The sequence below is a fragment of the Mycobacterium sp. genome, assembly GCF_019243155.1.
GTDB lineage: Bacteria > Actinomycetota > Actinomycetes > Mycobacteriales > Mycobacteriaceae > Mycobacterium.
In genome coordinates this window covers 1-21,008 of sequence record NZ_JAFAUS010000393.1, presented here as the reverse complement: position 1 = coordinate 21,008, position 21,008 = coordinate 1, and the positions used below count along the sequence as shown (strand labels likewise).

The following is a 21,008-nucleotide window of genomic DNA, read 5'->3' as shown; positions in this document are numbered from 1 at the left end:
GTTCTCGGTGTTGGTCAGGAAAGCTTCGTGGGTGGTCGGCACGCCCTTCGGATGACCGGTGGTGCCCGAGGTGTAGAACAGCGCGGCGGTATCTGAGCGGCCGAGTTTCTCGGTGACGTAGGGCGCTGCGTCGGGCAGTGGGGTGTCCGCGTCCAGATCCACCCGGGCGCCGGAGTCGGACAGCACGAACTCGACCTCCGGTCGAGCCGACCGCGTATTGACGGCCACCGCGATACCGCCGGCCATCACGATGCCCCAGAACGCCAGTACCCAATCGAGGCCCGCAGGGTAGCGCACGGCGACACGGTCGCCCGGCTGCACGCCGTCGGTGCGCAGGCCGCCTGCTACCCGAGCCGCGCGGTCCCACAGCTGCCGATACGTCAACCGCCCGGCACCGAGTTCGACCAGAGCCTCGGCATCGGGACGGCGGTCGACCTGGTCGGCGAGCATGTCCAGCAGTGTGGCGGGCAGTTCGTCGTAATGCGGAATCTCATCGGCGCCGCGAGACACACCGGCCGAATCGAACGGGTTGTGGCTGCGCGAAATATCGATCACAGGAGGCATGCCGGTCCTTACTACCCTCCTCGCCTATCGTGATGGCGGTGACGATCGAGGATTCCGCCATCATGCCCGAGGCGTTTTTCACTGTCGACGGCGACTCCTACCTGCCGGGCCCGATGACGCGGGGCCCGTGGGGTGCGGCGATGGGTGGCCAGATCGTCGGCGGCATGTTGGGTTGGGGCATCGAACAATCCGGTGTCGATCCGGAGCTGCAGCCCGCCCGGTTCACTGTGGACCTGCTGCGTCCGGTTCTGCTTGAGCCGGTGCGGATTCAGACCTCGGTGCAGCGGGAAGGCAGGCGCATCAAGCTCGTCGACGGCGCGCTGATCCAGAACGGAGCCACCGTCGCGCGGGCCAGTGCACTGTTTCTGCGCCGGGGCGAGCACCCCGATGGACAGGTGTGGTCCGCTCCCATCGAGATGCCGCCGCTGCCGGCGAACTCCGACGGCTTCCCTGAGGACATGCCGTTTCTGATCTGGGGGTACGGGGCCAGCGCCGCAGGCAGCCCCGGCATCGCCGCGGGCGAGTGGGAGCAGTCGCATTCGCAGAAGTTCGCGTGGGCGCGGCTGTTTCGCCCGATGGTGCACGGCCACCCGTTGACGCCGTTCACCCGGCTGGCATTCGTCGGCGATATCACCAGTTCGCTGACCCATTGGGGCACCGGAGGATTGCGCTACATCAACGCCGACTACACCGTCACCGCGAGCCGGCTGCCCGACGGCGAATATCTCGGGCTGGCGGCGGCAAGCCATTACGGCACGGCCGGGGTGGCCACCGGCAGCGCGACCCTGTTCGATCGGCACGGCCCGATCGGCACCAGCTCGGCTCTGGCGCTGGCCCAACCCGCCGAGGCGTTCAACCCGACGTACGGCTAGACCGAATTAGGAACAGCCAGCTGGAAGAGATTCATTCGGTAGCTGTTGACCATCGCGGGCAGCACGCGCGCCAGTAGCGGCATGCCGTAGCGATAGCGAGCCGGCAGGGCATCGGCGACGTCGGGTTGTGGGGTCGCGAATGTGCGGGTCTCCAGCAGCCGGGGTCCCCACTGCTCGATCCGGTGCGGGTCCTCGCAAACCCACTGCATCCGAGCGGCAACCGCGTGCATCGACCCGTTGCGGTGTTGATTGCGCAGCATGATCTCGCCGGCGGTGTCGAAGGCGATTACCGAGCCCGCGAACCGTTGGGCCAGTTGCGAAAGCACCGTGCGTACTTGTTCTTCGGCCAGGTACACCAGGACGGCTTCGCTCACGAACAGGTACGGACCTTCAGCGGCGGCCACGGTGTCGAACCAGTCCGTTTCGAGCACCGAACCGACCAGCATGGTGCGACGCTCACTGTCGGTGAAGAATCGTCGGCGCAGCGCGATCGTGTCGGGGAGGTCCACGTCGAACCAGCGGACCGTGCCGTTGTCGAGCCGCTCGAAACGGGTGTTCAGCCCCGTGCCGAGTTCGACGACCGTTGCCCTCGGATGCCGGTTCAGGAACCGGCGCACCCACCCGTCGAGGATGGCCGATCGCAGCACCGAGCCGGAAAGTGAGGGGCCGCCGAACCGCGTGAAGTCGTAGTCGAGACCATCGACCAGCTCACGGGCTCGCTTGTCGCCCAGCACCGGGTGACGCAGTGCGGCGTCACGCGCTCTGCCGTACAGCGGAATCAGCAATGTCTCTTGTATCTCGCCGAGCTCGGGTGCGACCTTGGACATCCGCGGCCACCTCCGTTCAGTCATTCCCGATGACATCCAGCATGCACCCAATGCGGCCGTGCGTGTTTGTATCGATCCGTCGTATCTAGTGGGCCCTAAAAGCCCTCGGAGCTACTCCATCAGTTGAGCGGCGACCGTCGCCCCAAGCTCCCAGCACGCCTGTAGGTCTTCCTTGCTCGGCTTACCTGAAACCACCACTGTTCCTGCGGCTTTCGTCCAACCGAGCCCGGCGGTGATACCCATGACACCCCGCTCGGCGCCTTCGGTGCCCTCGTTGCCGTGTAGATACAGGCCGAATGGGCGACCGCGGGTGGCATCCAGGCACGGGTAGTAGCAGACGTCGAAAGCGTGCTTGAGTGCGCCGCTCATGTACCCCAGGTTGGCCGGGGTGCCCAGGACGTAGCCGTCGGCCTCGAGCATGTCGTTGGGCGTGAGGCTCAGGGCGGCCCGCCGGACCACCTCGACGCCCTCGATCTCGGGATCCGTGGCGCCGGACAGTACCGCCTCGAACATCTCGTGAGTGTGCGGGGACGGGGTGTGATGCACGATGAGCAGCGTCTTAGTCTGTGTTTCATCCACGCGCGCGACCTTCCAGTTGGACGGCCGTCTTCATGGCTTCCCGGGCCCGGCGGCGGTCTCCCGCGTAGTCGTACGCACGGGCCAGCCGGTACCAGCGCCGCCAGTCGTCGGGATCGGTTTCCACTTCGGTGCGCACCGTCGCGAACAGCTCGTCGGCCGCGTTGCGCTCGATGCGGCCCGACGGCCGCCGCGGCAGCGCGCTGGTGTCCAATTCCATTCCGTCCGCGGCGATCAGCCGTGCCAGCTTCTGGTGCGCGAACCCGGATCGCAAGGTGGCCACCATCACCCACAAACCGATGAACGGCATGATCAGCACCGCGAGGCCCAGCCCCACCGCAGCGCCGCGGCCCGAGCCGATCAGCGCGACGGCCATCCGGCCCAGCAGCACGAAATACGCCAGCATCGCGACGCACATCAGCGCGATGAGCAGCTGGATGCGCAGCGACTTGGTCATTGCAGATTGAAAGTCATTGCAGATTGAGCAGGGGCTCCAGGCCCACCGTGAGCCCCGGGCGCTCCTTGACTCGGCGCACGGCCAGCAACACGCCCGGCACGAACGACGTGCGGTCCAGGCTGTCGTGCCGAATGGTCAGCGTCTCCCCCTCGGTGCCGAACAGGATCTCTTGGTGCGCAACCAGTCCGGCCAGCCGCACCGAGTGCACCGGGATCCCGTCCACGTCCGCCCCGCGAGCTCCAGGCAGGCTGGTGCTGGTGGCATCGGGGTTGGGCGGCAAGCCTTTTCGCGATTCCGCGATCAACTTCGCGGTGCGGGCGGCCGTGCCCGACGGGGCGTCGGCCTTGTGCGGGTGATGCAGCTCGATCACCTCCGCGGAGTCGAAGAACGGCGCAGCCTGCTTGGCGAAATGCATCGAAAGCACCGCTCCGATCGCGAAGTTCGGGGCGATCAGCACCGACGTCTCGGGGCTCTTCGCCAGCCACGCCTCGACCTGCTCGAGTCGCTCGGCGGTGAACCCGGTGGTGCCGACGACGGCGTGAATTCCGTTGCCGATGAGGAACTCCAGGTTGTCCATCACCACAGCGGGGTGGGTGAAGTCGATGATCGCCTCGGTGCCGGAGTCGGTCAGCAGGCTCAGTGAATCACCTTCGTCCACCTCGGCGGACAGGGTCAGATCCCCGGCGGCCTGCACGGCCGCCACCATCGTCGACCCGACTTTTCCTTTGGACCCCAACACACCTACCCGCATGGTCTTCACCCTAGACCGGGGCGTCGGGCGGGCGTGCGGTCAGGTCAGCGGCGAGAATTCGGTAGGCCAGGCAATGATCGAGGTGGCCTCCAAGATCTGTTCCGGCCCACCCGGTGGTGGCCACAGCCCCTTTTCGTACAGATCCCTGCGAATGTCGACGCGTGCGTCCAGGCCGTGGAACGGCCAGATCTGAATGATGCGGTCCGGACCATCGAGCGCGTACATCACCACGGTGATCGGATCAATAAGATGCCGCGCGGGCAGGGCCTGGCGCCAGCCGTCGATGGTTGGCGGCAGTCCGCCTGGCCGCAAGTGGTAGTCGCGAATTTCGTATACCGGCCCGAAGTGGCCGGTGCGCACCGGCGGGACGAAGGGAAACGGCACGAAGCTCTGCATGCTCAGGTCAGTCAGATGCTCACCGGCCCCGAACGGGCTGGCGTTCCCGCGCGCCCGCATCCGCTCCTGCGCCAGTTCCCTGTCATCGGTGAAGCCACGCAGCACGAACAGCCGACCCAGCGGGCCGTTTTCGGTTTGCCAGCATCCCAGCAACCGCCCGTGTGCATCGGGGCTGGTCACCCAGGGAAGGATGCCGGCAGCGGCATTCTCGCCGTCTGGCAGCCGAAACGACAGCACCGCCAGTTCGTAGCGGACGTCCTGTTGGTCACGGGGCAGGTCTTGCGCGCCGATCGACAAAGGTTCCGTCATCGCTTCGGGGTACGGCGTCATCGCGCGAGCTTATGCACAGTTCGGTCTTTATCCACAGCCGCCATCTTTTTCGTGATCCGCGTCGGCCCCGCGCAATATCATTCGAACATGCATTCGATCGAACCTCCAGCGGAGCTGACCGCCGCTCTGGAAGCGATCGATGCCGCAGTGGCGACGATCCGCCGGACGAACTTCGCGGCCCTGAACCCAGCGGTTCGGCTGCGGGTGCTGGATCAGATGGAGACGTCGCGTCGACGCCAGCTCGCGGTGAGCCACGAGCTGATCGCCGGACTGGCGGATGAGGACCCCGCTGACATCGGCGGCCCGGTCCATAAGGTCGTCGCCGACTGGCTGCGGATCAGCTACGCCGAGGCATGCCGTCGGGTTCGTGACGCCCAACAGCTTTCCCCGCGATTGACACTCACGGGCGAGGAGTTGCCGCCGGAACTGCCGGCCACGGCGCAGGAATGGCACGAGGGTGCACTCGATGGTCAGCACGTGCGGGTGATCCAGACGTTCGTCCGCGACCTTCCGGTGGACATCCCCGCCCCGACGGTCGAGGCCGCCGAGCGATTTCTCGCTCGGCAGGCGACGAAGCTGCGGCCCGACCAGCTGGACAAGGTGGCCCGGCAGTGCGCGCTGCTGATCAATCCCGACGGCAAGTTCTCCGATACAGACCGCGCCCGGCAGCGCGCCTTCACTTGGTGTGGCCAGCGGCCCGACGGGATGAGCATCGGAAAGCTGGTCGCCTCGCCGGAGCTGCGCGCCAATCTCGATGCGTGGCTGGCGCGATTCGCAGCACCGAGCGAGGAATCCACGGACAGCGCCGCGCAACGCCAGCACGATGCGCTCAACTCGTTGGTCCGTGACCGCCTGGGCGATCCGAAACTCGGTGTGCACAACGGGTTACCGGTCACCGTCATCGTGTCGACCACGCTGCGGGAGCTGACGTCGGGCGCCGGGTTGGCGATGACGGGCGGTGGAACACGGCTGCCCATGCGCGATGTGATCCGGATGGCCCGCCACGCGTATCACTACCTCGCCGTGTTCGACGAGCACTCGAATCGGCCGCTGTATCTGGGTCGTTCGCGACGAATCGCCACACCGGATCAGCGGATAGTCCTGTACGCGAAGGACCGCGGCTGCACGCACCCGGGCTGCGACGCGCCGGGGTATTGGTCTCAGGTCCACCATCTCGAGGACTGGTCCAGCGGCGGCTCAACCGACGCCGCCAACCTCGCCTTCGCCTGCACACCCCATCACAAGCTCATCGGAAAGGGCTGGCGGACAAGGGCTCTCGCGGACGGCCGCATCGAGTGGATCCCACCGCCACACCTGGACCGCGGGGTTCGCACCAACGACTACCACCACCCCGAGCGATTCTTCGAGCCTTGACGCCCGTTACGTCTTGAACCGGCCGGCGAATCCACGCAGCGGCAGGTCGGCGCTGGTGATCAGTCCGGGCCGCGCGGCGACCACCGACCTAATCGCGTAGAGGGCGGGCATCCCGGTCACGGTCATGCCGATCGAGGCGAAGTTGGCCGGGTTGGACAAGTCCACGCCCGGCTTGGGGAAGATCATGTGCTTGTTGTAGACGCACGGATCGCCCTTGATCTGAGTGATGTAGCAGCCCTTGACATTCCAGCTCGGATCGGTGTGCGGGGTCATCTGCCATTCCAGATGCGTCTCGACCCGGGGCACCCCGTCCACCATGCCCTGGTACTTGATGTAGTTGCCGCCCAGCGAACCCTTGGGCAGCGTGTACCAGCCCAGGTCGACGTCCTTGGTGCACGCGCCCAGCTCGTAGCTGAATTTCACCTCGTCGAGCGGTAATTCGAAGCAGTCGGCCATCAGCAGCACGCTGTCGGCGAACACGCGGGTGTACTTCTCCAGCTTCGACGGGATCTCCGGATCGTCGACCGGCTGCCCGTAGCCCACCTCGATCCAGGTGTCCTTGGAGTGGTGGCAGGACACGTCGACGGACTCGATCGTGGTGACGTTCTCGATCTCGGCGACGTCGGCGGAGCACACCACGCCGAGGATCTGATTGAGGCCCGGATTCATGCCGGTGCCGTAGAACGTGGCGCCGCCCTTCTCACAAGCCTCGGCGAGCAGCTGGGTCACCGGCTTACCCGACGAGTGCGGATGGTTCTTGTCCCGGTGCCATCCGGTGATCCAGTCGGCGGTGGTGACGATATTGATCCCCGCTTCGAGCACTTTGACATACAGGTCTTCGTCGGGAAACACGCCATGAAAGGTGAGCACGTCGGGCTTGGCGGCGATGATCTCGTCGACGGCCCCGGTGAACTTCACGCCGTTGGGCGCCAGGCCGGCGAATTCGCCCGTGTCCTTGCCGACCTTCTCTGGCGAATAACAGTGCACCCCAACCAGTTTGAGGTCGGGCTGGGTGGCGATCCGCTTGATCATCTCCGAACCCACGTTTCCGGATCCGACCTGGAAGACGCGAACCTGTGCTGTACTCATTGCGTTGAGCCTTCCTGCGATGCGAACGCCTCGGGATAGAATTGCTTGGCCCACTTACGAATTGCCGTGAAACCCTCGTATTCGTCGGTGGCCAGCGCGGGTGGGTCCGAATAGCGCTGGTGCTGCCAGATCTCGATGTCCTGCTCGAATTGGCGGATCACTTCCCGGCCGAATTCGGCCGCCTTGCGCTCGGCCCGCTCGGGATCCTTGCCCGGCGTGCGGCCGATGTAGACCATGAACCGCACGTCGGAGGTGAACTCGTCGATCGGGGTGATCGCCGAGATGGTGCGGTTGTCGATCATGCCCCAGCTCTTGGTCACCGCGATTCCTAAGCCGCCGTTGATGGCTTCGACGCCGCTGTTGACGTCCTCGATCTTCTGGCCGTCATCGCCTTCGAAGGTGATGGTGAAATCGACGAACGAGACCGGCTCGCCGAAGTCGTGACGGGTGAACACCGGCACGATCGGGGTGTTGTGCACGTATTTGAAATGCGCGAAGTCCACTCCGTTTTCCAGGACGTACTGCGGGTGCAGTTCTAGGCGCCCGCGATACAACCGCTGCTGCGCGTAATAGTCGCCGGCGCTGCTGCCGTCGGCGAACGCGGCGAACACGTCCGGCGCGTCGAAGTAGGGTTCGCGACGCTCGACGTCGTGCCAGATGTAGACGGACTCGTTGCGCTCCACGACCGGGTAGGTGCGGATGCGCCGGCCGCGGTTGGGCCGATCCTGGTACGGGATGCAAACGTTGCGCCCGTCGGCGCTCCACTGCCAGCCGTGGAAGGGGCACTGCAGCACCTCGCCGACGACCTTGCCGCCGTACCCCAGGTGGGCACCCAGGTGTTCGCAGTAGGCGTTCATCACCGTCAGCTGGCCGGATTCGGCACGCCAGGCGACCATTTCGGTGTCGAAGTACTTCATCTTGTGGACGTCGCCGACGCCGATCTCGTCAGACCAAGCGACCTGGAACCACCCGGTCGGTTTCATCGACAGCGGCGACTTAGCCATGTGACCCAGCCATCTGAGATGCCCTCCTTGCGTACGAATATAGGCGGCGCCGCCGGAAAATAACAGTGGGGTCTATGAAACGCTGATCGCGCGCCGCGGGGCTGGATTAGGATCGTCAGATGACTGGGCAGGCGCTGAAGGCCGGCACCGCCGGGCGACGCCCCAACCGGCGTGGCCACGCGACGCGGGAGAGCATGCTCGAGGCCGCGCTCAAGTCGCTGGCCTCCGGCGAGCCGGGCTCGGTGTCGGCCAATCGCATCGCCAAAGAAATCGGCGCCACTTGGGGTGCGGTGCAGTACCAGTTCGGCGACACCGATGGTTTCTGGGCGGCGGTGCTGCACCGCACGGCCGAGCGGCGGGCCGCGGCGTTTTCGAGCCTCTCCACACCGGTCAAACCGGACGCGCCCCTGCGCGAGCGTGTCGGTGCCATTATCGACACCCTCTACACCGGCCTGGCGTCGCCGGATTCCCGCGCCATCGAGAATTTGCGGGCGGCGCTCCCCCGCGACCCGGACGAGCTCGAGCGGCTCTACCCGCGCACCGCGGCCGAGCTGTTCTCCTGGGGCAAGAGCTGGCTGGAGACCTGTCAGCACGCGTTCGCCGGCCTGGGCGTCGACCCGGATCGGCTGCGCGAGGTGGCGGCGCTCATCCCCGGGGTGATGCGCGGACTGGTCTCGGAGCGCCAGCTGGGCTCGTATGCCGACCTCGACCTCGCGCGCCGGGGCCTGACCAATGCGTTGGCGGCCTATCTGGAAGGCGCATAGGCGAATGATCGCTGCCCGCAAAGCTGCTCGCGGCAAGTCCGGCGACCTCAGGATCCGGGAAGCCAAGCCGACCGATTTCGCCAAGGTCGCCTCGATGCACTATCCGGTGTGGCGGCACTCGTGGTCGGGCATCTTGGACGATTTCGTGCTCGACATGATCGCCTCACCGAAGCTCTGGGCCACGGAGCGGTACCCCCAGGACCTCAGCCGGCCGGGGTGGCGCATGTGGATCGCCGAGTCCGGCGCCAAGACGCTCGGCATGACGCTCTTCGGGCCGGACGCCGCGCATCCCGCGGATCTGCAGATCGACGCCCTGTATACGTCACTGGAAAGCCAGCGTCGCGGCGTGGGCAGTCGCCTGCTCAATAAGGCTCTACGCTCAGACGCCTCGGGCGACGTGATCCTGTGGTGCGCGGAGAAGAATCACAGGGCACGGGAATTCTACGAGAACAAGGACTTTCGCCTCGACGGTCGCACCTTCGTCTGGAAGCCGCTTCCCGGTCTTACGGTGCCGCACGTGGGCTATCGGCTCACGCGTCGATGACCACCCGGCCACCGTCGGCGCGCGACACGCACACAAGCATGTCATCCTCGCCCACCGCGATGCGCCCGCGGTGATCAGCCTGGCCCGCAAGCACTTTCACCTTGCAGGTGCCGCAAAAGCCTTGCCGGCAGGAGTAGGGAGTCGTCGGATCCTTATCGAGCATGACGTCGAGCGCTGTCCTGTTCGCGGGAACGCTGAGCACCTCCCGCGAGCGCGCGAGCTCCAACTCGAACGGCACTCCGTCGACGACCGGCGGCGGGCTGAACCGCTCGTAATGCAGTGGCGCGCCGGCGTGCTCGTCACGCGCGATACGCACCGCTTCGAGCATGGCACTCGGCCCGCACACGTAAACGGCCGTCTTCTCACCGGCGTCGCTCAGTAGGCCGGCCACGGTCGCGAAGCCACCGTGCTCGTCGTCTGCCCAGACGGTCACCCGATCCGGTGCCACCGCCACCACTTCGTCGAGCAGCGGCATGTACTCCCGGCTTCGTCCGGCATAGACTGCGCGCCAATCCATTCCGCGTTGCGCGGCCGCTCGGATCATCGGCAGGATCGGCGTCACGCCGATGCCACCGATCACGAACAAAACGTCGTGCTCGGCCGTACCGAGATAGAACGCGTTGCGCGGGCCCTCGAATTCGAGGGTGTCCCCCACGTCGAACGCCTCATGCATCTCGATGGAACCGCCACCCCCGTCGGCGATCCGGCGAACGGCGATGCGATAGTCCGTGCGCCGTCCGGGCGGGCCGCACAGCGAATACTGCCGGCGCCGTCCGGAGGGCAGCCGGACGTCGATGTGGCCGCCGGGGGACCAGGCAGGAAGCAATCCGCCATCCGCGTCGGCCAGCGTCAACGCGACGACATCGGGCGCGACGAGTTCCCGTTTGGTGACGACGGCGGTCTGCATCCGCCGCACCGGCTGCACCCGCGACGGCTGCCACCGCGACGCCGAAGCGAACCCCTCGAACAGTAAACGGACGCCCCACAGCAGGGTGCCGAAACGGTCGCGATCGCGCCGACCGTACAAGTCGGCGGGCCTGCTGTCCCAAATGCTCTCCGGCACAGACAATCCCTACTTCTGCCGGATGTCGAGGCGTGCGAGCAGTCGCAGCGCTGACGGGCTGATGCGCCGCATCGCGTAGCCGATCCGCGATTCAGCGGCGACGGGCAGGACGGCCGGGCCGGACTCGATGGCCTTCACGATCGCCTTGGCGGTCGCTTCCGGTGTGAAGTTGCGGCGCCGGTAGGCCGCATCGGCCTTCTGCCGCGACCGCTCCTGCTGCTCGTCCGACATCCCGGCGTAGACGGTGCTCTTGGCGATGTTGGTGTTGACGAAGCCCGGGCACACGGCGGTGACAGTGATGCCCTCGTCGGCGAAGTCGGCCCGCAATGATTCGCTCAGCGCGAGCACGGCTGCCTTCGTGGTGCTGTAGGCGACCATCGATTTCGACGGCAGGTAGGCCGAAGCTGACGCCACGTTGATGATCGTTCCGCCCTCGCCGCGTTCGACCATCTGCGCCCCGAACGCCCTGCTGCCCGAGATGACACCGCCGACGTTGACCCCCATTATCTTTTCCCAGTTCGCCGCGGTGGTCTCCAGGAAGCGGCCCGCCATCCCGATGCCGGCGTTGTTGACGAGGATATCGACCACGCCGTGCTCGTTGCGGACTTGTGCGGCAAGGTCGTTGATCGCGGCGTCGTCGCTGACGTCGACCTGATAGACCGCGGCGTCGGTGCAGGCGGCGCGAAGCGCGTCCGCGGTTTCGGTGGCGGCGGCCAGATCCCGATCGACGACCAGCACCTTGCGGGCACCGCGACGCGACAACTCCACGGCGGTGGCCCTGCCGATACCGGCACCCGCCCCCGTGACCAGCGCGAGTTTGCCGCGCACCTCCCGCCGTCCGCCGGGCATCTCGGAGGTGCCCACGCCGGTGCCGCCGTTGGCATTTCGGTCGACCCATTCGGCGGTCAGCCGGGCGATGACGTCCGGACGCGAGGTCACCACCCAGTGGCCACCCTCGATTCCGACCACCCTGCCGTTGTCGGGAATAGCCCCGGTGAACCGTTGCAGCGCGGGCGTCACGAAGACGTCCTTGCGTGGCACCAGAACCTGCACCGCGACATCGGTTTTGGGCAGCTCCGCGCCGGGCACCAGCAGCGGCGCTGGCATGTTGGCCCGGTACAGGTTGAGGCCGTTGAGATAGTCGGTGAGCGACCGCATCGTCTCCCTGCGCTGACTGCGGGTGCTCGAGCTGCCGATGCGCCCAAGGGCCTCAACGACTTTCACGCCGACCCTGGAGCGAAACGCCAGTTCCGGCACGCCGGGGCACAGGAAGAAGCCGATATAGGTCGACGCCATCAGCTGTCGTGCGACCTGGGCGGCCGTCCGCGGACTGCGCGCGGACCGCATAAACGTCCCCGCATACCGCAGGTGCGGGCCCGAAATCGAGGTGAACGAGCCGACCTTGCTCGCCACCGATTCGTCGGTGACCGCCGGCCAGGCCTGAATCGAGCCCCAGTCGTGGCCCAGCAAGTGGACCCGCGGGACATTGAGGCTGTCGATCACCATGGCGATATCGGAGACCAGCTGCGCGAACACATAGCCGGATCGCTTTGCGGGCCGCGATGATTCGCCTGCCCCGCGTACGTCGTAGGCCACGAAATTGTAGCGGCCGCCGAGTTGTTCGGCCACGCCGTCCCAGACGTGGTGGTTATCGGGAAAGCCGTGAATGGCCAGGATCGTCGGGCGTGCCGGGTCGATCTCGCTGTAGCAGTGCACTGCGAGGGTGACGCCGTCGGATGCGGTGACGCTGGAAGTGATGGTCATGGGTCAGTGCGTCGCGCGTGCCGCCGGCGAGACGGCCAGGTAGTCGACGGCCAGGCCAACCCCGCCGAGTTGGGCGGGGTGAAAGCCGGGACGGTAGTAGTTTCCCACCGCCCGAACGAATCTCAGCGGCCCGGGCACCAGCCCGCGGCGCGCCGCCTTGAAGTAGTGCCGCCAGCGCGGCTTGGCGCCCGGGGGCAGGTACGGATCCAGCGAGTACATGTACCGCACACCGCGAATCCACAGCAGCAGCAAGGCGGGCGTGACCACCAGCTGCGCGCGGACCTGCCGGAAATATCCGGCCCGCAGGTGTTTCATCGTGTCGAAGGCCACCGCCTTGTGCTCGACCTCTTCGGCGCCGTGCCAGCGGAGCATGTCCAGCATGACCGGATCGGTGCCGATGGCATCGTGTGCCGGCGAGTCGAGGACCCACTCCCCCAAAATGGCGGTGTAGTGCTCGATCGCCGACACGATCGAAACCTGTTCCAGCAGCCAACTGCGCTGGCGCCGTTCGCTCCAGTGGGGTCGCGGCCCCAATAGCTTCTCGAACAACCACCTGATCTGGCCGGTGTACGGCGTCAGGTCGACGCCGCGCGCGTCGAAGTGGGCGAGCACCCCGGAGTGGGCCTGGGAATGGACGGCCTCCTGGCCGATGAATCCCTGCACGTCGAGGCGCAGCTGATCGTCCTTGATGAACGGCAGCGTCCGCTTGAACACCTCGACGAAGAACTCTTCGCCCGCGGGCAGCAGCAGGTGCAGGACGTTGAGGACGTGCGTGGTGAACGGCTCGCCGGGCACGTAGTGAAACGGCAACTGGGCCCAGTCGAAATCGACGTCGCGCGCCTCCAGAACCAACCGTTCGTGGTCCAGCGAGGCGTCATGCGGCCCCGCGGCCTGGTCGTCGACGGTCAACATTCTTGCCCCCTACCTCGGCGTTTGGCCCCTCGCGTCGCCAGTATAGTGACGCGGCAAAGATATGCGAAACCGGCGGTACCGGGTTTTCTCAGCGCAGGTCGTAGCGCGCTGGGTCGGTCTTCGCCAGCATGGCCCGGTGCGCGGCCGGCGTGAAGGGCCAGACCTCCGGCACGCCCGCCTTGTTGAGGTACCAGCTGTCACAGCCGGTGGTCCACACGGTGTCCGGCATCGCGGCGCGCAGTTGCGCGGATGTCCACCTCAGGTGCCGCCCAACGCAATTGCGACGCACAGCCCGGACATGCCAGCCCCGATGACGGCTACGGCGGGATCGCGTCGCGTCATCGGTTCCTCCGCGGTTCTCGCGGCTACCCGGCCTCGGCGCGCTGTTTGAGGCGCTGCAAGGTGAGCCGGATGTGTTCGGTGTTGGCGGCCACCCGGTCGGTGACGCCGGTGGCCTTGCCGGCGGCCTTGCGGAACCAGCCGGGTCTGCGGTCCCAGGTGCTCTCGGTGACCCGGCAGCCGCCATCCGCCGCGACGATGTCGTACTGCCAGCGCGCGATGGGAAATATCGTGTGGCGCACGTCAAACGCGAAGAGTCGGCCCGGTTCCGCGTCGGTGACCCTGCACTTGGTGCTCCAGCGCCGGCTGCCGCTCTGATTGTGCCCGGTGAACACCGCGCCCCGGCTGACGGCGCTGCCCTTACACCACTCCATGGCGACGGCCTCCTCGGCCAGCGAAGCCAGCGTCGGCAGGTCGGTGACGAGTCGATACACCACGTCGGGGCCGGCTGCGATGTGCACCGAGGCCGTGACGCAGGGGTCGGTCATCCGCCGATCATAGCCAGCAAACACACCCGCAGAGGCCCGATTGCGGCCTATCCGAACTTTCTTCACACTTGACCAAGGGAGTGCGAAACGAGAGGCCACCATGCGAGTCGGCGTACCGACCGAGACCAAGACGAACGAGTTCCGGGTGGCCATCACCCCGGCCGGCGTCACCGAGCTGACCCGCCGCGGCCACGAGGTGCTCGTGCAGGCCGGCGCTGGTGAGGGGTCGGCCATTCCCGACGCCGAGTTCAAGGCGGCAGGAGCGCAGATGGCCGACACGGCCGAACAGGTCTGGGCCGACGCCAACCTGCTGCTCAAGGTCAAGGAACCGATCGAGATCGAGTACGGCCTCTTGCGGAGCAACCAGGTTCTGTTCACGTATCTGCATCTGGCCGCCTCGCGCGCCTGCACCGAGGCGCTATTGGCTTCCAGGACAACGGCAATCGCGTACGAGACGGTGCAGGCCGCCGACGGCACCCTTCCCCTGCTGGCGCCGATGAGCGAGGTCGCGGGCCGGCTGTCCGCTCAGGTCGGCGCCTACCACCTGATGCGCACCCACGGCGGGCGCGGTGTCCTGATGGGTGGGGTGCCGGGCGTCAAACCCGCCGACGTCGTGGTGATCGGTTCCGGAACGGCCGGATACAACGCCGCCCGCGTCGCCAACGGAATCGGGGCGAGCGTCACCGTTCTCGACGTCAACATCAACAAGCTCCGGCTCGTCGACGCCGAGTTCGGTGGCCAGGTGCGCACTCGCTATTCGTCGGCCTACGACCTCGAACACACCGTCAAACGCGCCGACCTCGTCATCGGGGCCGTCCTGCTGCCCGGCGCCAGGGCTCCTAAGTTGATCCCGAATTCACTTGTGGCTCAGATGAAGTCGGGTGCGGTATTGGTGGACATCTCGATCGACCAGGGCGGCTGTTTCGAGGACTCCCGGCCGACCACCCACGACGACCCCACGTTCGCCGTACACGACACGGTGTTCTACTGCGTCGCCAACATGCCCAGCGCGGTGCCGAAGACATCGACCGTGGCGCTGACCAACGCGACCATGCCGTACGTGCTAGCGCTCGCCGACCGCGGCTGGCAGGCAGCGTGCCGATCGGATCATGCTCTTGCGAAAGGGCTTTCGGCACACGACGGCGCGCTGCTGTCCGAGCAGGTGGCCAACGACCTGGGTATGCCGTTCACCGACCCGGCGGGCGTCCTGGGCTGACGCCTCAATTCTGACGCCTCAATTCTGACGCCTCAGTCGTTCGGGGCGAGCCTGGTGATGATGTCGGCGGCGGGGCCGGAGCTGGCGTCCTGAAACGAAGTTCCCGCCCACAACGGAAATCCGTTGGGATCCTCCTCGGCGGCTGCCGCTTCCCGGATGGGAGATGTCATCTGGTTGACCTCCGGGTAGCCCAGCGGTGCCACGTTGTCCAGCGTGCGGGTGAAGTCGTTCTCCAGACCGCGGGCATACCGGCCCGAGAACGCCCGTGTGACAACGGTTGTCCCGAACAGTGGGTTCTTCATGGCAGTGCGGTACGCGGCGTTCGTGCCCGCCTCGTCGGCGAGCAGCAGCGCGGTGCCGACTTGGGCGGCGACCGCACCCCGATGCAGGACGGCGGCGACGTCCCGCGCGGTCCCGAGGCCGCCGGCCGCGATGAGGGGCACGTCGTGAGCGCTGCGGATCCGGGTCAGCAGGTGGTGCAGCGATTCGTTGCTTGGCTCCATGTCGGGCGCGAAGGTGCCACGGTGCCCGCCGGCGCCGGGGCCTTGAACGATCAGGCTGTCCGCCCCCGCGGCGACGGCGACTCCGGCCTCGTACGACGACGTCACCGTGACCATCACCAGCAGGCCGAGGGCACCGAGGCGCCGAACGACGTCGGGCGGCGGCACGCCGAAGGTGAACGACACCAGCTCGGGCCGGACGTCGGCGACCACCTCGAGCTTGTGCTCCCAATCGTCGTCGTCTCCGTACTGCGGGTGACCGACCTCGACGTGATAGTGCTCGGCGATCTCTTCGAGCTCTGCGGCGTAGTAGTCCAGCTGCACCCAATCGGCGACGCTGGGCTGGGGCACGAACAGGTTGACCCCCAGCGGGCCGGTGGTGGCCGCGCGCGCGGCGGCGATGTCCTCGGCGAACCGCTCCGCGCTCAGGTGCCCGCCGGCGACGAAACCGAGCCCGCCCGCGTTGGAAACCGCAGCGGCCAGCGCCGGAGTGCCGGGCCCACCTGCCATCGGCGCACCGACGATGGGAACCATGATGTCCCAGAAGCCCAGTACCATTCGGCTAATTTACCATCGCCCGAAGTTGTTGGGGCAGTGCCCGTTTGGTGGCATACGGACCCAGAACCGCAGCACCGTAGGGTTGGGAGAGCAGCTGGCGGGCCACCGCGTTGACCTCGTCGACGGTCACCTGGTCGATCCGCCGCAGCGTGTGCTCGATGGTGCGGTGCTTACCGTAGTTCAATTCGCTGCGGCCCAGCCTGCTCATCCGGGAGCTGGAGTCTTCCAGACCCAGCACCAGCCCGCCACGCAGTGAGCCCTTGGCGATCCGGCATTCGTCCTCGGTGATGCCGTCGCGCGCCACCGATTCGAGTACCTCGCCGGTCACCTGCATGACCTCGGCGAAGCGCTCGGGCTGGCAGGCGGCGTACACCGACAGCGCTCCGCTGTCGGCGAAGATGTCCACCGCCGAGTAGACCGAGTAGGCCAGGCCGCGCGACTCTCGAACCTCCTGGAACAGCCGGGAGCTCAGGCCGCCGCCCAGCGCGGTGTGCAGCACCGACAGCGCCCACCGGTGCTCCCAGGTCCGTCCCGGAGTGCGCACGCCCAGCGACACGTGGGCCTGCTCGGCGTCCCGGTTACCCAGCATCAGCCTGGGCCGGCCCGTCATCCGACCGGCACCCTTGCGCGGCGCGATCGGTTGGCGCCCGCGGACCAGATGGGGCCCGAAGTGCTCGCGCACCAACGCGACCACCTCGTCGTGATCGACATTGCCGGCCACCGCGACCACCATCCGCTCCGGCGTGTAGCGCCGGACGTGGAACGAGTGCAGTTGCGTCCGCGTCATCGACGACACCGACTGCGCGGTGCCGATCACCGGGCGGCCCACCGGGTGTTCACCGAACATCGCCGAGAGGAACATATCCCCCAGCGCGTCCTCCGGATCGTCGTCGCGCATCGCGATCTCTTCGAGGACCACGTCGCGTTCCAGCTCGACATCGTCGGAAGCGCAGCGCCCGTTGAGCACCACATCGGCGACCAAATCGATGGCCAGCTCCAGGTCGCTGTCGAGCACGTGCGCGTAGTAGCAGGTGTGCTCTTTCGCGGTGAACGCGTTCAGCTCACCCCCGACGGCGTCCATCGCCTGCGCGATGTCCACGGCGGTGCGGGTCGGCGTCGCCTTGAACAATAGATGCTCGAGGAAGTGCGCCGCCCCGGCCACCGTGCCGCCTTCGTCGCGCGATCCGACACCGACCCAGACACCGACCGACGCGGAACGCACCGCGGGCAGGTACTCGGTGACGACCCGCAGGCCGCCGGGCAGTGTGGTGCGACGCAGGTGCGTCGTCTCGGCTTCAACGAATTGCTTGCCCCGCCGCAGGGCACCCGTGGGACCGGGGCGCGCCCCGGATGCCTCAGCTACCGGTCGTCGCGGCATCGGCAGGAGCGGCCGCCTGGTCAGACCCGGCATCGGCGGGCGCCGAATCCGCTGAGTCCTCTTCGGCCACCAGGACGAGGGAGATCTTGCCGCGCTTGTCGATATCGGCGATTTCGACCCGCAGTTTGTCTCCGACGTTCACGACGTCCTCGACCTTCGCGATCCGCTTGCCCTTGCCGAGCTTGGAGATGTGCACCAGACCGTCACGCCCGGGCAGCAGCGACACGAACGCACCGAAATCGGTTGTCTTGACCACGGTTCCGAGGAACCGCTCGCCCACGGTCGGCAGCTGCGGGTTGGCGATGGCGTTGATCTTGTCGATCGCGGCCTGCGCCGACGGCCCGTCCGTGGCACCCACGAACACGGTGCCGTCGTCCTCGATCGAGATCTGCGCTCCGGTCTCCTCGGTGATGGCGTTGATGACCTTGCCCTTGGGGCCGATGACCTCACCGATCTTGTCCACCGGGACCTTGATGGTGGTGACCCGGGGCGCGTACGGGCTCATCTCGTCGGGCCCGTCGATGGCCTCGGCCATGACCTCGAGGATCGTCAGCCGGGCGTCCTTGGCCTGCGCGAGCGCGGCCGCGAGCACCTGCGACGGGATTCCGTCGAGCTTGGTGTCCAGCTGCAGCGCGGTGACGAAGTCCTTGGTCCCGGCACACTTGAAGTCCATGTCGCCGAAAGCGTCTTCGGCGCCGAGGATGTCGGTGAGGGTGACGAAGCGACGCTCGGCGTGACCCTCGACCTCGACGTCGTCGGAGACCAGGCCCATCGCGATGCCGGCCACCGGAGCCTTCAGCGGCACACCGGCATTCAGCAGCGCCAGCGTGGACGCGCAAACCGATCCCATCGATGTCGAACCGTTGGAGCCCAGCGCTTCGGACACCTGCCGGATGGCGTAAGGGAACTCCTCGACGCTCGGCAGCACCGGAAGCAGGGCCCGCTCGGCGAGCGCGCCGTGCCCGATCTCACGCCGCTTCGGCGAGCCGACGCGGCCGGTCTCCCCGGTGGAGAACGGCGGGAAGTTGTAGTGGTGCATATACCGCTTGGACGTCTCGGGCCCCAGCGAGTCGATCTGCTGGGCCATCTTGACCATGTCCAGCGTGGTCACGCCCAAGATCTGGGTCTCGCCACGCTCGAACAGCGCGCTGCCGTGCGCCCGCGGCACCACGGCGACCTCGGCCGACAACGCGCGGATGTCGGTGATGCCACGGCCGTCGATGCGGAAGTGGTCGGTCAGAATGCGCTGGCGGACAAGCTTCTTGGTCAGCGAGCGGAACGCGGCGCTGATTTCCTTCTCGCGACCTTCGTAGGTGTCGGCGAGCCTTTGCAGCACCTCCGCCTTGAGCTCGTCGGTGCGCGCGTCGCGCTCGGCCTTGCCGCCGATGGTCAGCGCCTTGGCCAGCTCGTCGGTGGCCACCGAGCTCACCGAGTAGTAGACGTCGTCGGCGTAATCGGGGAATGTCGGGAAGTCGCCGGTGGGCTTGGCGGCCTTCTCGGCCAGCTCCTGCTGGGCGGTGCACAGCGCCGCGATGAACGGCTTGGCCGCCTCGAGGCCTTCGGCCACAACGGTTTCCGTGGGCGCCTGGGCGCCACCCTCGACGAGCTCGATGACCTTGTCGGTGGCCTCAGCCTCGACCATCATGATCGCGACGTCAGGACCATCGGAGCCCTCGACTTTGCGGCCGGCGACGACCATGTCGAACACGGCCCGCTCGAGCTGCTCGACGGTCGGGAACGCAACCCAGGTGCCGTCGATGAGCGCCACCCGCACGCCCCCGATGGGACCCGAGAACGGCAGACCGCTGATCTGGGTGGAGGCCGACGCGGCGTTGATCGCGAGCACGTCGTACAGGTCGTTGGGATCCAGGCTCAGAATGGTCACCACCACCTGGATCTCGTTGCGCAGCCCGTTGACGAACGACGGGCGCAGCGGCCGGTCGATGAGCCGGCAGGTCAGGATCGCGTCGGTGGACGGACGGCCCTCACGGCGGAAGAACGAACCGGGGATGCGGCCCGCGGCATACATCCGCTCCTCGACATCGACGGTCAGCGGGAAGAAGTCGAAGTGCTCCTTCGGGCTTTTGCTGGCGGTGGTCGCCGACAGCAGCATGTTCTCGTCGTCGAGGTAGGCGACGACGGCGCCGGCGGCCTGCTGGGCCAGCCGGCCTGTTTCGAAACGGATGGTGCGGGTGCCGAAGCTCCCGTTGTCGATAGTGGCGGTCGACTCGAACACGCCCTCTTCAATTTCAGCTACAGACATGGGTGTCCGTATGGCCTCTCTGTATTCGGCTGTTTCGCGTTGCCACACGCACCTCAGCAGGACTACTCAGCAGCCCGAGAGGGGCCGCGAGTCACCTGTGAGAGCTTTCAGCGATGTCTGAATACGGCTACGGCCATCGATCGAAGCGGCCGACCTGCCCCAGATCCGGAGAGCCCGGCAGCCACTACCGAAGACCGCCCGATGCAGACAGGGCTGCTCCCTTGTGACGTGCACAGTGACACGCTGGAACGGCACACGCGGATCTGCGTAGCCGCACCATTTCGCTCGGGCCGAATCGGCCCAGAACGGTCCCACTCTACACGGGCGGACCAGCCGCCCGGCAGGACTGGGGGATTTGCGCGATTGGTGGTCAGTGCGGGTAGCGGGTCAGCGACGCAGACCCAGGCGCTCGACGAGCGAGCGGTACCGCTCCACGTCGATCTGGGCCACATACTTGAGCAGCCGGCGCCGACGTCCGACCAGCAGCAGCAGTCCGCGCCGCGAGTGGTGGTCGTGCTTGTGGATCTTCAGGTGCTCGGTGAGGTCGGAAATCCGCTTGGTCAGCAGCGCGACCTGCGCCTCCGGGGAGCCGGTGTCGCTGTCGTGCAGGCCGTAGTTGCCTAGGATTTCTTTTTTCTGCTCGGCGGTAAGCGCCACAAAACTATCTCCATCAATCAGTCCGCGAAAGGTGAATGTTGCGGGCGCGGCCACCGCGAACTGCAGCACGCGCCGATGTCGTCCGGAAGTTTAGCAGTCAGAAGGCGAGCGACTCGAATCGTGAGCGCGCGGTCAATCGGACGACAGGATGCCGCGCGCCTTATCGGTGTCCTTATTCATCGCGGTGATGAGCTCCTTGACGGAGTCGAACTTGCGCTGCCCGCGGATGCGGGCGACGAAGTCCAGCGCCACGTGCTGGCCGTACAGGTCGGCGTCGGTGTCCAGGACGAACGCCTCGACGGTGCGGGTGCGGCCGGAGAAG

The 21,008-nt window shown here is 66.9% G+C and carries 22 protein-coding genes and 1 pseudogene; 5 read left to right on the top strand and 18 right to left on the bottom strand.

What is annotated here, in order from left to right; all coding sequences use genetic code 11:
• A partial coding sequence (locus JOZ00_RS20440) for an AMP-binding protein (RefSeq protein ID WP_293347139.1) occupies window positions 1-564 on the bottom strand: 564 nt, incomplete at its 3' end.
• 38 nt (window positions 565-602) lie between these two features.
• On the opposite strand from JOZ00_RS20440, the gene JOZ00_RS20435 reads away from it, so the two are divergent.
• Window positions 603-1,436 (top strand): thioesterase family protein, encoded by an 834-nt coding sequence (locus tag JOZ00_RS20435; RefSeq protein WP_293347136.1) that lies wholly within the window; start codon window positions 603-605, stop codon window positions 1,434-1,436.
• Here JOZ00_RS20435 and JOZ00_RS20430 read toward each other — a convergent pair.
• The 5 genes from JOZ00_RS20430 to JOZ00_RS20410 form a co-directional block, all read right to left on the bottom strand.
• Window positions 1,433-2,263, bottom strand: a complete 831-nt coding sequence (locus JOZ00_RS20430) for a class I SAM-dependent methyltransferase (RefSeq protein WP_293347134.1) — start codon at window positions 2,261-2,263, stop codon at window positions 1,433-1,435. The genes JOZ00_RS20435 and JOZ00_RS20430 overlap by 4 nt on opposite strands.
• A gap of 111 nt (window positions 2,264-2,374) precedes the next feature.
• Window positions 2,375-2,776: an NAD(P)H-dependent oxidoreductase gene (locus tag JOZ00_RS20425; protein WP_293347148.1), complete on the bottom strand. Its 402-nt coding sequence runs from the start codon at window positions 2,774-2,776 to the stop codon at window positions 2,375-2,377.
• A gap of 58 nt (window positions 2,777-2,834) precedes the next feature.
• Window positions 2,835-3,296, bottom strand: a complete 462-nt coding sequence (locus tag JOZ00_RS20420; RefSeq protein WP_293347130.1) for a hypothetical protein — start codon at window positions 3,294-3,296, stop codon at window positions 2,835-2,837.
• A gap of 13 nt (window positions 3,297-3,309) precedes the next feature.
• Complete coding sequence (gene dapB, locus JOZ00_RS20415; protein ID WP_293347127.1) at window positions 3,310-4,047, bottom strand: 4-hydroxy-tetrahydrodipicolinate reductase; 738 nt, start codon at window positions 4,045-4,047, stop codon at window positions 3,310-3,312.
• Window positions 4,048-4,086: 39 nt separating this feature from the next.
• A complete protein-coding gene (locus JOZ00_RS20410; protein WP_293347124.1) occupies window positions 4,087-4,773 on the bottom strand; it encodes an NIPSNAP family protein in 687 nt (228 codons plus the stop codon).
• Window positions 4,774-4,860: 87 nt separating this feature from the next.
• Here JOZ00_RS20410 and JOZ00_RS20405 point away from each other — a divergent pair, with 87 nt between their 5' ends.
• A complete protein-coding gene (locus tag JOZ00_RS20405) occupies window positions 4,861-6,147 on the top strand; it encodes an HNH endonuclease signature motif containing protein (protein WP_293347121.1) in 1,287 nt (428 codons plus the stop codon).
• Between the two features lie 6 nt (window positions 6,148-6,153).
• Here JOZ00_RS20405 and JOZ00_RS20400 read toward each other — a convergent pair whose 3' ends face one another.
• Window positions 6,154-7,236, bottom strand: a complete 1,083-nt coding sequence (locus JOZ00_RS20400) for a dihydrodipicolinate reductase (RefSeq protein WP_293347118.1) — start codon at window positions 7,234-7,236, stop codon at window positions 6,154-6,156.
• Window positions 7,233-8,240: a Rieske 2Fe-2S domain-containing protein gene (locus JOZ00_RS20395; RefSeq protein ID WP_293347115.1), complete on the bottom strand. Its 1,008-nt coding sequence runs from the start codon at window positions 8,238-8,240 to the stop codon at window positions 7,233-7,235. Before JOZ00_RS20395 ends, JOZ00_RS20400 begins: the two co-directional genes overlap by 4 nt.
• Before the next feature lie 194 nt (window positions 8,241-8,434).
• Between JOZ00_RS20395 and JOZ00_RS20390 the strand changes: the two genes are divergently transcribed.
• Together JOZ00_RS20390 and JOZ00_RS20385 are read left to right on the top strand one after the other, a co-directional pair.
• Window positions 8,435-9,004 (top strand): TetR/AcrR family transcriptional regulator, encoded by a 570-nt coding sequence (locus tag JOZ00_RS20390; protein WP_293347145.1) that lies wholly within the window; start codon window positions 8,435-8,437, stop codon window positions 9,002-9,004.
• Window positions 9,005-9,008: 4 nt separating this feature from the next.
• The gene (locus JOZ00_RS20385) at window positions 9,009-9,548 is read left to right on the top strand and encodes a GNAT family N-acetyltransferase (protein WP_293347112.1); all 540 of its coding nucleotides are present in this window, start codon (window positions 9,009-9,011) and stop codon (window positions 9,546-9,548) included.
• Here JOZ00_RS20385 and JOZ00_RS20380 read toward each other — a convergent pair.
• The 5 genes and pseudogenes from JOZ00_RS20380 to JOZ00_RS20360 all read right to left on the bottom strand — a co-directional run bounded on the left by JOZ00_RS20380 (window position 9,535) and on the right by JOZ00_RS20360 (window position 14,114).
• Complete coding sequence (locus tag JOZ00_RS20380; RefSeq protein ID WP_293347109.1) at window positions 9,535-10,617, bottom strand: PDR/VanB family oxidoreductase; 1,083 nt, start codon at window positions 10,615-10,617, stop codon at window positions 9,535-9,537. The two genes, JOZ00_RS20385 and JOZ00_RS20380, sit on opposite strands and share 14 nt — an antisense overlap.
• Before the next feature lie 3 nt (window positions 10,618-10,620).
• Window positions 10,621-12,375: an SDR family oxidoreductase gene (locus JOZ00_RS20375; protein ID WP_293347106.1), complete on the bottom strand. Its 1,755-nt coding sequence runs from the start codon at window positions 12,373-12,375 to the stop codon at window positions 10,621-10,623.
• A gap of 3 nt (window positions 12,376-12,378) precedes the next feature.
• Window positions 12,379-13,287 (bottom strand): metal-dependent hydrolase, encoded by a 909-nt coding sequence (locus JOZ00_RS20370; RefSeq protein WP_293347103.1) that lies wholly within the window; start codon window positions 13,285-13,287, stop codon window positions 12,379-12,381.
• Between the two features lie 88 nt (window positions 13,288-13,375).
• Window positions 13,376-13,528, bottom strand: a pseudogene (locus JOZ00_RS20365) (NAD(P)/FAD-dependent oxidoreductase); the annotation flags it as partial.
• Between the two features lie 124 nt (window positions 13,529-13,652).
• Entirely contained in the window at window positions 13,653-14,114 is a 462-nt protein-coding gene (locus tag JOZ00_RS20360) for an SRPBCC family protein (protein ID WP_293347100.1), read from the bottom strand.
• Between the two features lie 100 nt (window positions 14,115-14,214).
• On the opposite strand from JOZ00_RS20360, the gene ald reads away from it, so the two are divergent.
• The gene (gene ald, locus JOZ00_RS20355; RefSeq protein WP_293347097.1) at window positions 14,215-15,330 is read left to right on the top strand and encodes an alanine dehydrogenase; all 1,116 of its coding nucleotides are present in this window, start codon (window positions 14,215-14,217) and stop codon (window positions 15,328-15,330) included.
• A 32-nt stretch (window positions 15,331-15,362) separates the two neighbouring features.
• Here ald and JOZ00_RS20350 read toward each other — a convergent pair whose 3' ends face one another.
• From JOZ00_RS20350 to JOZ00_RS20330, 5 genes are all read right to left on the bottom strand, one after another.
• A complete protein-coding gene (locus JOZ00_RS20350; protein WP_293347095.1) occupies window positions 15,363-16,388 on the bottom strand; it encodes a nitronate monooxygenase in 1,026 nt (341 codons plus the stop codon).
• A 4-nt stretch (window positions 16,389-16,392) separates the two neighbouring features.
• Window positions 16,393-17,766, bottom strand: coding sequence for a pitrilysin family protein (locus JOZ00_RS20345; RefSeq protein ID WP_293347092.1), 1,374 nt, complete (start codon window positions 17,764-17,766; stop codon window positions 16,393-16,395).
• Window positions 17,744-20,029, bottom strand: a complete 2,286-nt coding sequence (locus JOZ00_RS20340; protein WP_293347089.1) for a polyribonucleotide nucleotidyltransferase — start codon at window positions 20,027-20,029, stop codon at window positions 17,744-17,746. Before JOZ00_RS20340 ends, JOZ00_RS20345 begins: the two co-directional genes overlap by 23 nt.
• Window positions 20,030-20,416: 387 nt before the next feature.
• Entirely contained in the window at window positions 20,417-20,686 is a 270-nt protein-coding gene (gene rpsO, locus JOZ00_RS20335; protein ID WP_293347142.1) for a 30S ribosomal protein S15, read from the bottom strand.
• A gap of 132 nt (window positions 20,687-20,818) precedes the next feature.
• A partial coding sequence (locus JOZ00_RS20330; RefSeq protein ID WP_293347086.1) for a riboflavin kinase occupies window positions 20,819-21,008 on the bottom strand: 190 nt, incomplete at its 5' end.

Excerpts from the sequence above, each read along its gene's own strand:
- JOZ00_RS20420 (WP_293347130.1), bottom strand. The coding sequence starts at position 3,296 with ATGACCAAGTCGCTGCGCATCCAGCTGCTCATCGCGCTGATGTGCGTC.
- JOZ00_RS20375 (WP_293347106.1), bottom strand. The coding sequence starts at position 12,375 with ATGACCATCACTTCCAGCGTCACCGCATCCGACGGCGTCACCCTCGCA.
- JOZ00_RS20360 (WP_293347100.1), bottom strand. The coding sequence starts at position 14,114 with ATGACCGACCCCTGCGTCACGGCCTCGGTGCACATCGCAGCCGGCCCC.
- JOZ00_RS20340 (WP_293347089.1), bottom strand. The coding sequence starts at position 20,029 with ATGTCTGTAGCTGAAATTGAAGAGGGCGTGTTCGAGTCGACCGCCACT.
- ald (WP_293347097.1), top strand. The coding sequence starts at position 14,215 with ATGCGAGTCGGCGTACCGACCGAGACCAAGACGAACGAGTTCCGGGTG.
- JOZ00_RS20350 (WP_293347095.1), bottom strand. The coding sequence starts at position 16,388 with ATGGTACTGGGCTTCTGGGACATCATGGTTCCCATCGTCGGTGCGCCG.
- dapB (WP_293347127.1), bottom strand. The coding sequence starts at position 4,047 with ATGCGGGTAGGTGTGTTGGGGTCCAAAGGAAAAGTCGGGTCGACGATG.
- JOZ00_RS20370 (WP_293347103.1), bottom strand. The coding sequence starts at position 13,287 with ATGTTGACCGTCGACGACCAGGCCGCGGGGCCGCATGACGCCTCGCTG.
- JOZ00_RS20390 (WP_293347145.1), top strand. The coding sequence starts at position 8,435 with ATGCTCGAGGCCGCGCTCAAGTCGCTGGCCTCCGGCGAGCCGGGCTCG.
- JOZ00_RS20385 (WP_293347112.1), top strand. The coding sequence starts at position 9,009 with ATGATCGCTGCCCGCAAAGCTGCTCGCGGCAAGTCCGGCGACCTCAGG.
- JOZ00_RS20405 (WP_293347121.1), top strand. The coding sequence starts at position 4,861 with ATGCATTCGATCGAACCTCCAGCGGAGCTGACCGCCGCTCTGGAAGCG.
- JOZ00_RS20400 (WP_293347118.1), bottom strand. The coding sequence starts at position 7,236 with ATGAGTACAGCACAGGTTCGCGTCTTCCAGGTCGGATCCGGAAACGTG.
- JOZ00_RS20410 (WP_293347124.1), bottom strand. The coding sequence starts at position 4,773 with ATGACGCCGTACCCCGAAGCGATGACGGAACCTTTGTCGATCGGCGCG.
- JOZ00_RS20395 (WP_293347115.1), bottom strand. The coding sequence starts at position 8,240 with ATGGCTAAGTCGCCGCTGTCGATGAAACCGACCGGGTGGTTCCAGGTC.
- JOZ00_RS20425 (WP_293347148.1), bottom strand. The coding sequence starts at position 2,776 with ATGTTCGAGGCGGTACTGTCCGGCGCCACGGATCCCGAGATCGAGGGC.
- JOZ00_RS20430 (WP_293347134.1), bottom strand. The coding sequence starts at position 2,263 with ATGTCCAAGGTCGCACCCGAGCTCGGCGAGATACAAGAGACATTGCTG.
- JOZ00_RS20345 (WP_293347092.1), bottom strand. The coding sequence starts at position 17,766 with ATGCCGCGACGACCGGTAGCTGAGGCATCCGGGGCGCGCCCCGGTCCC.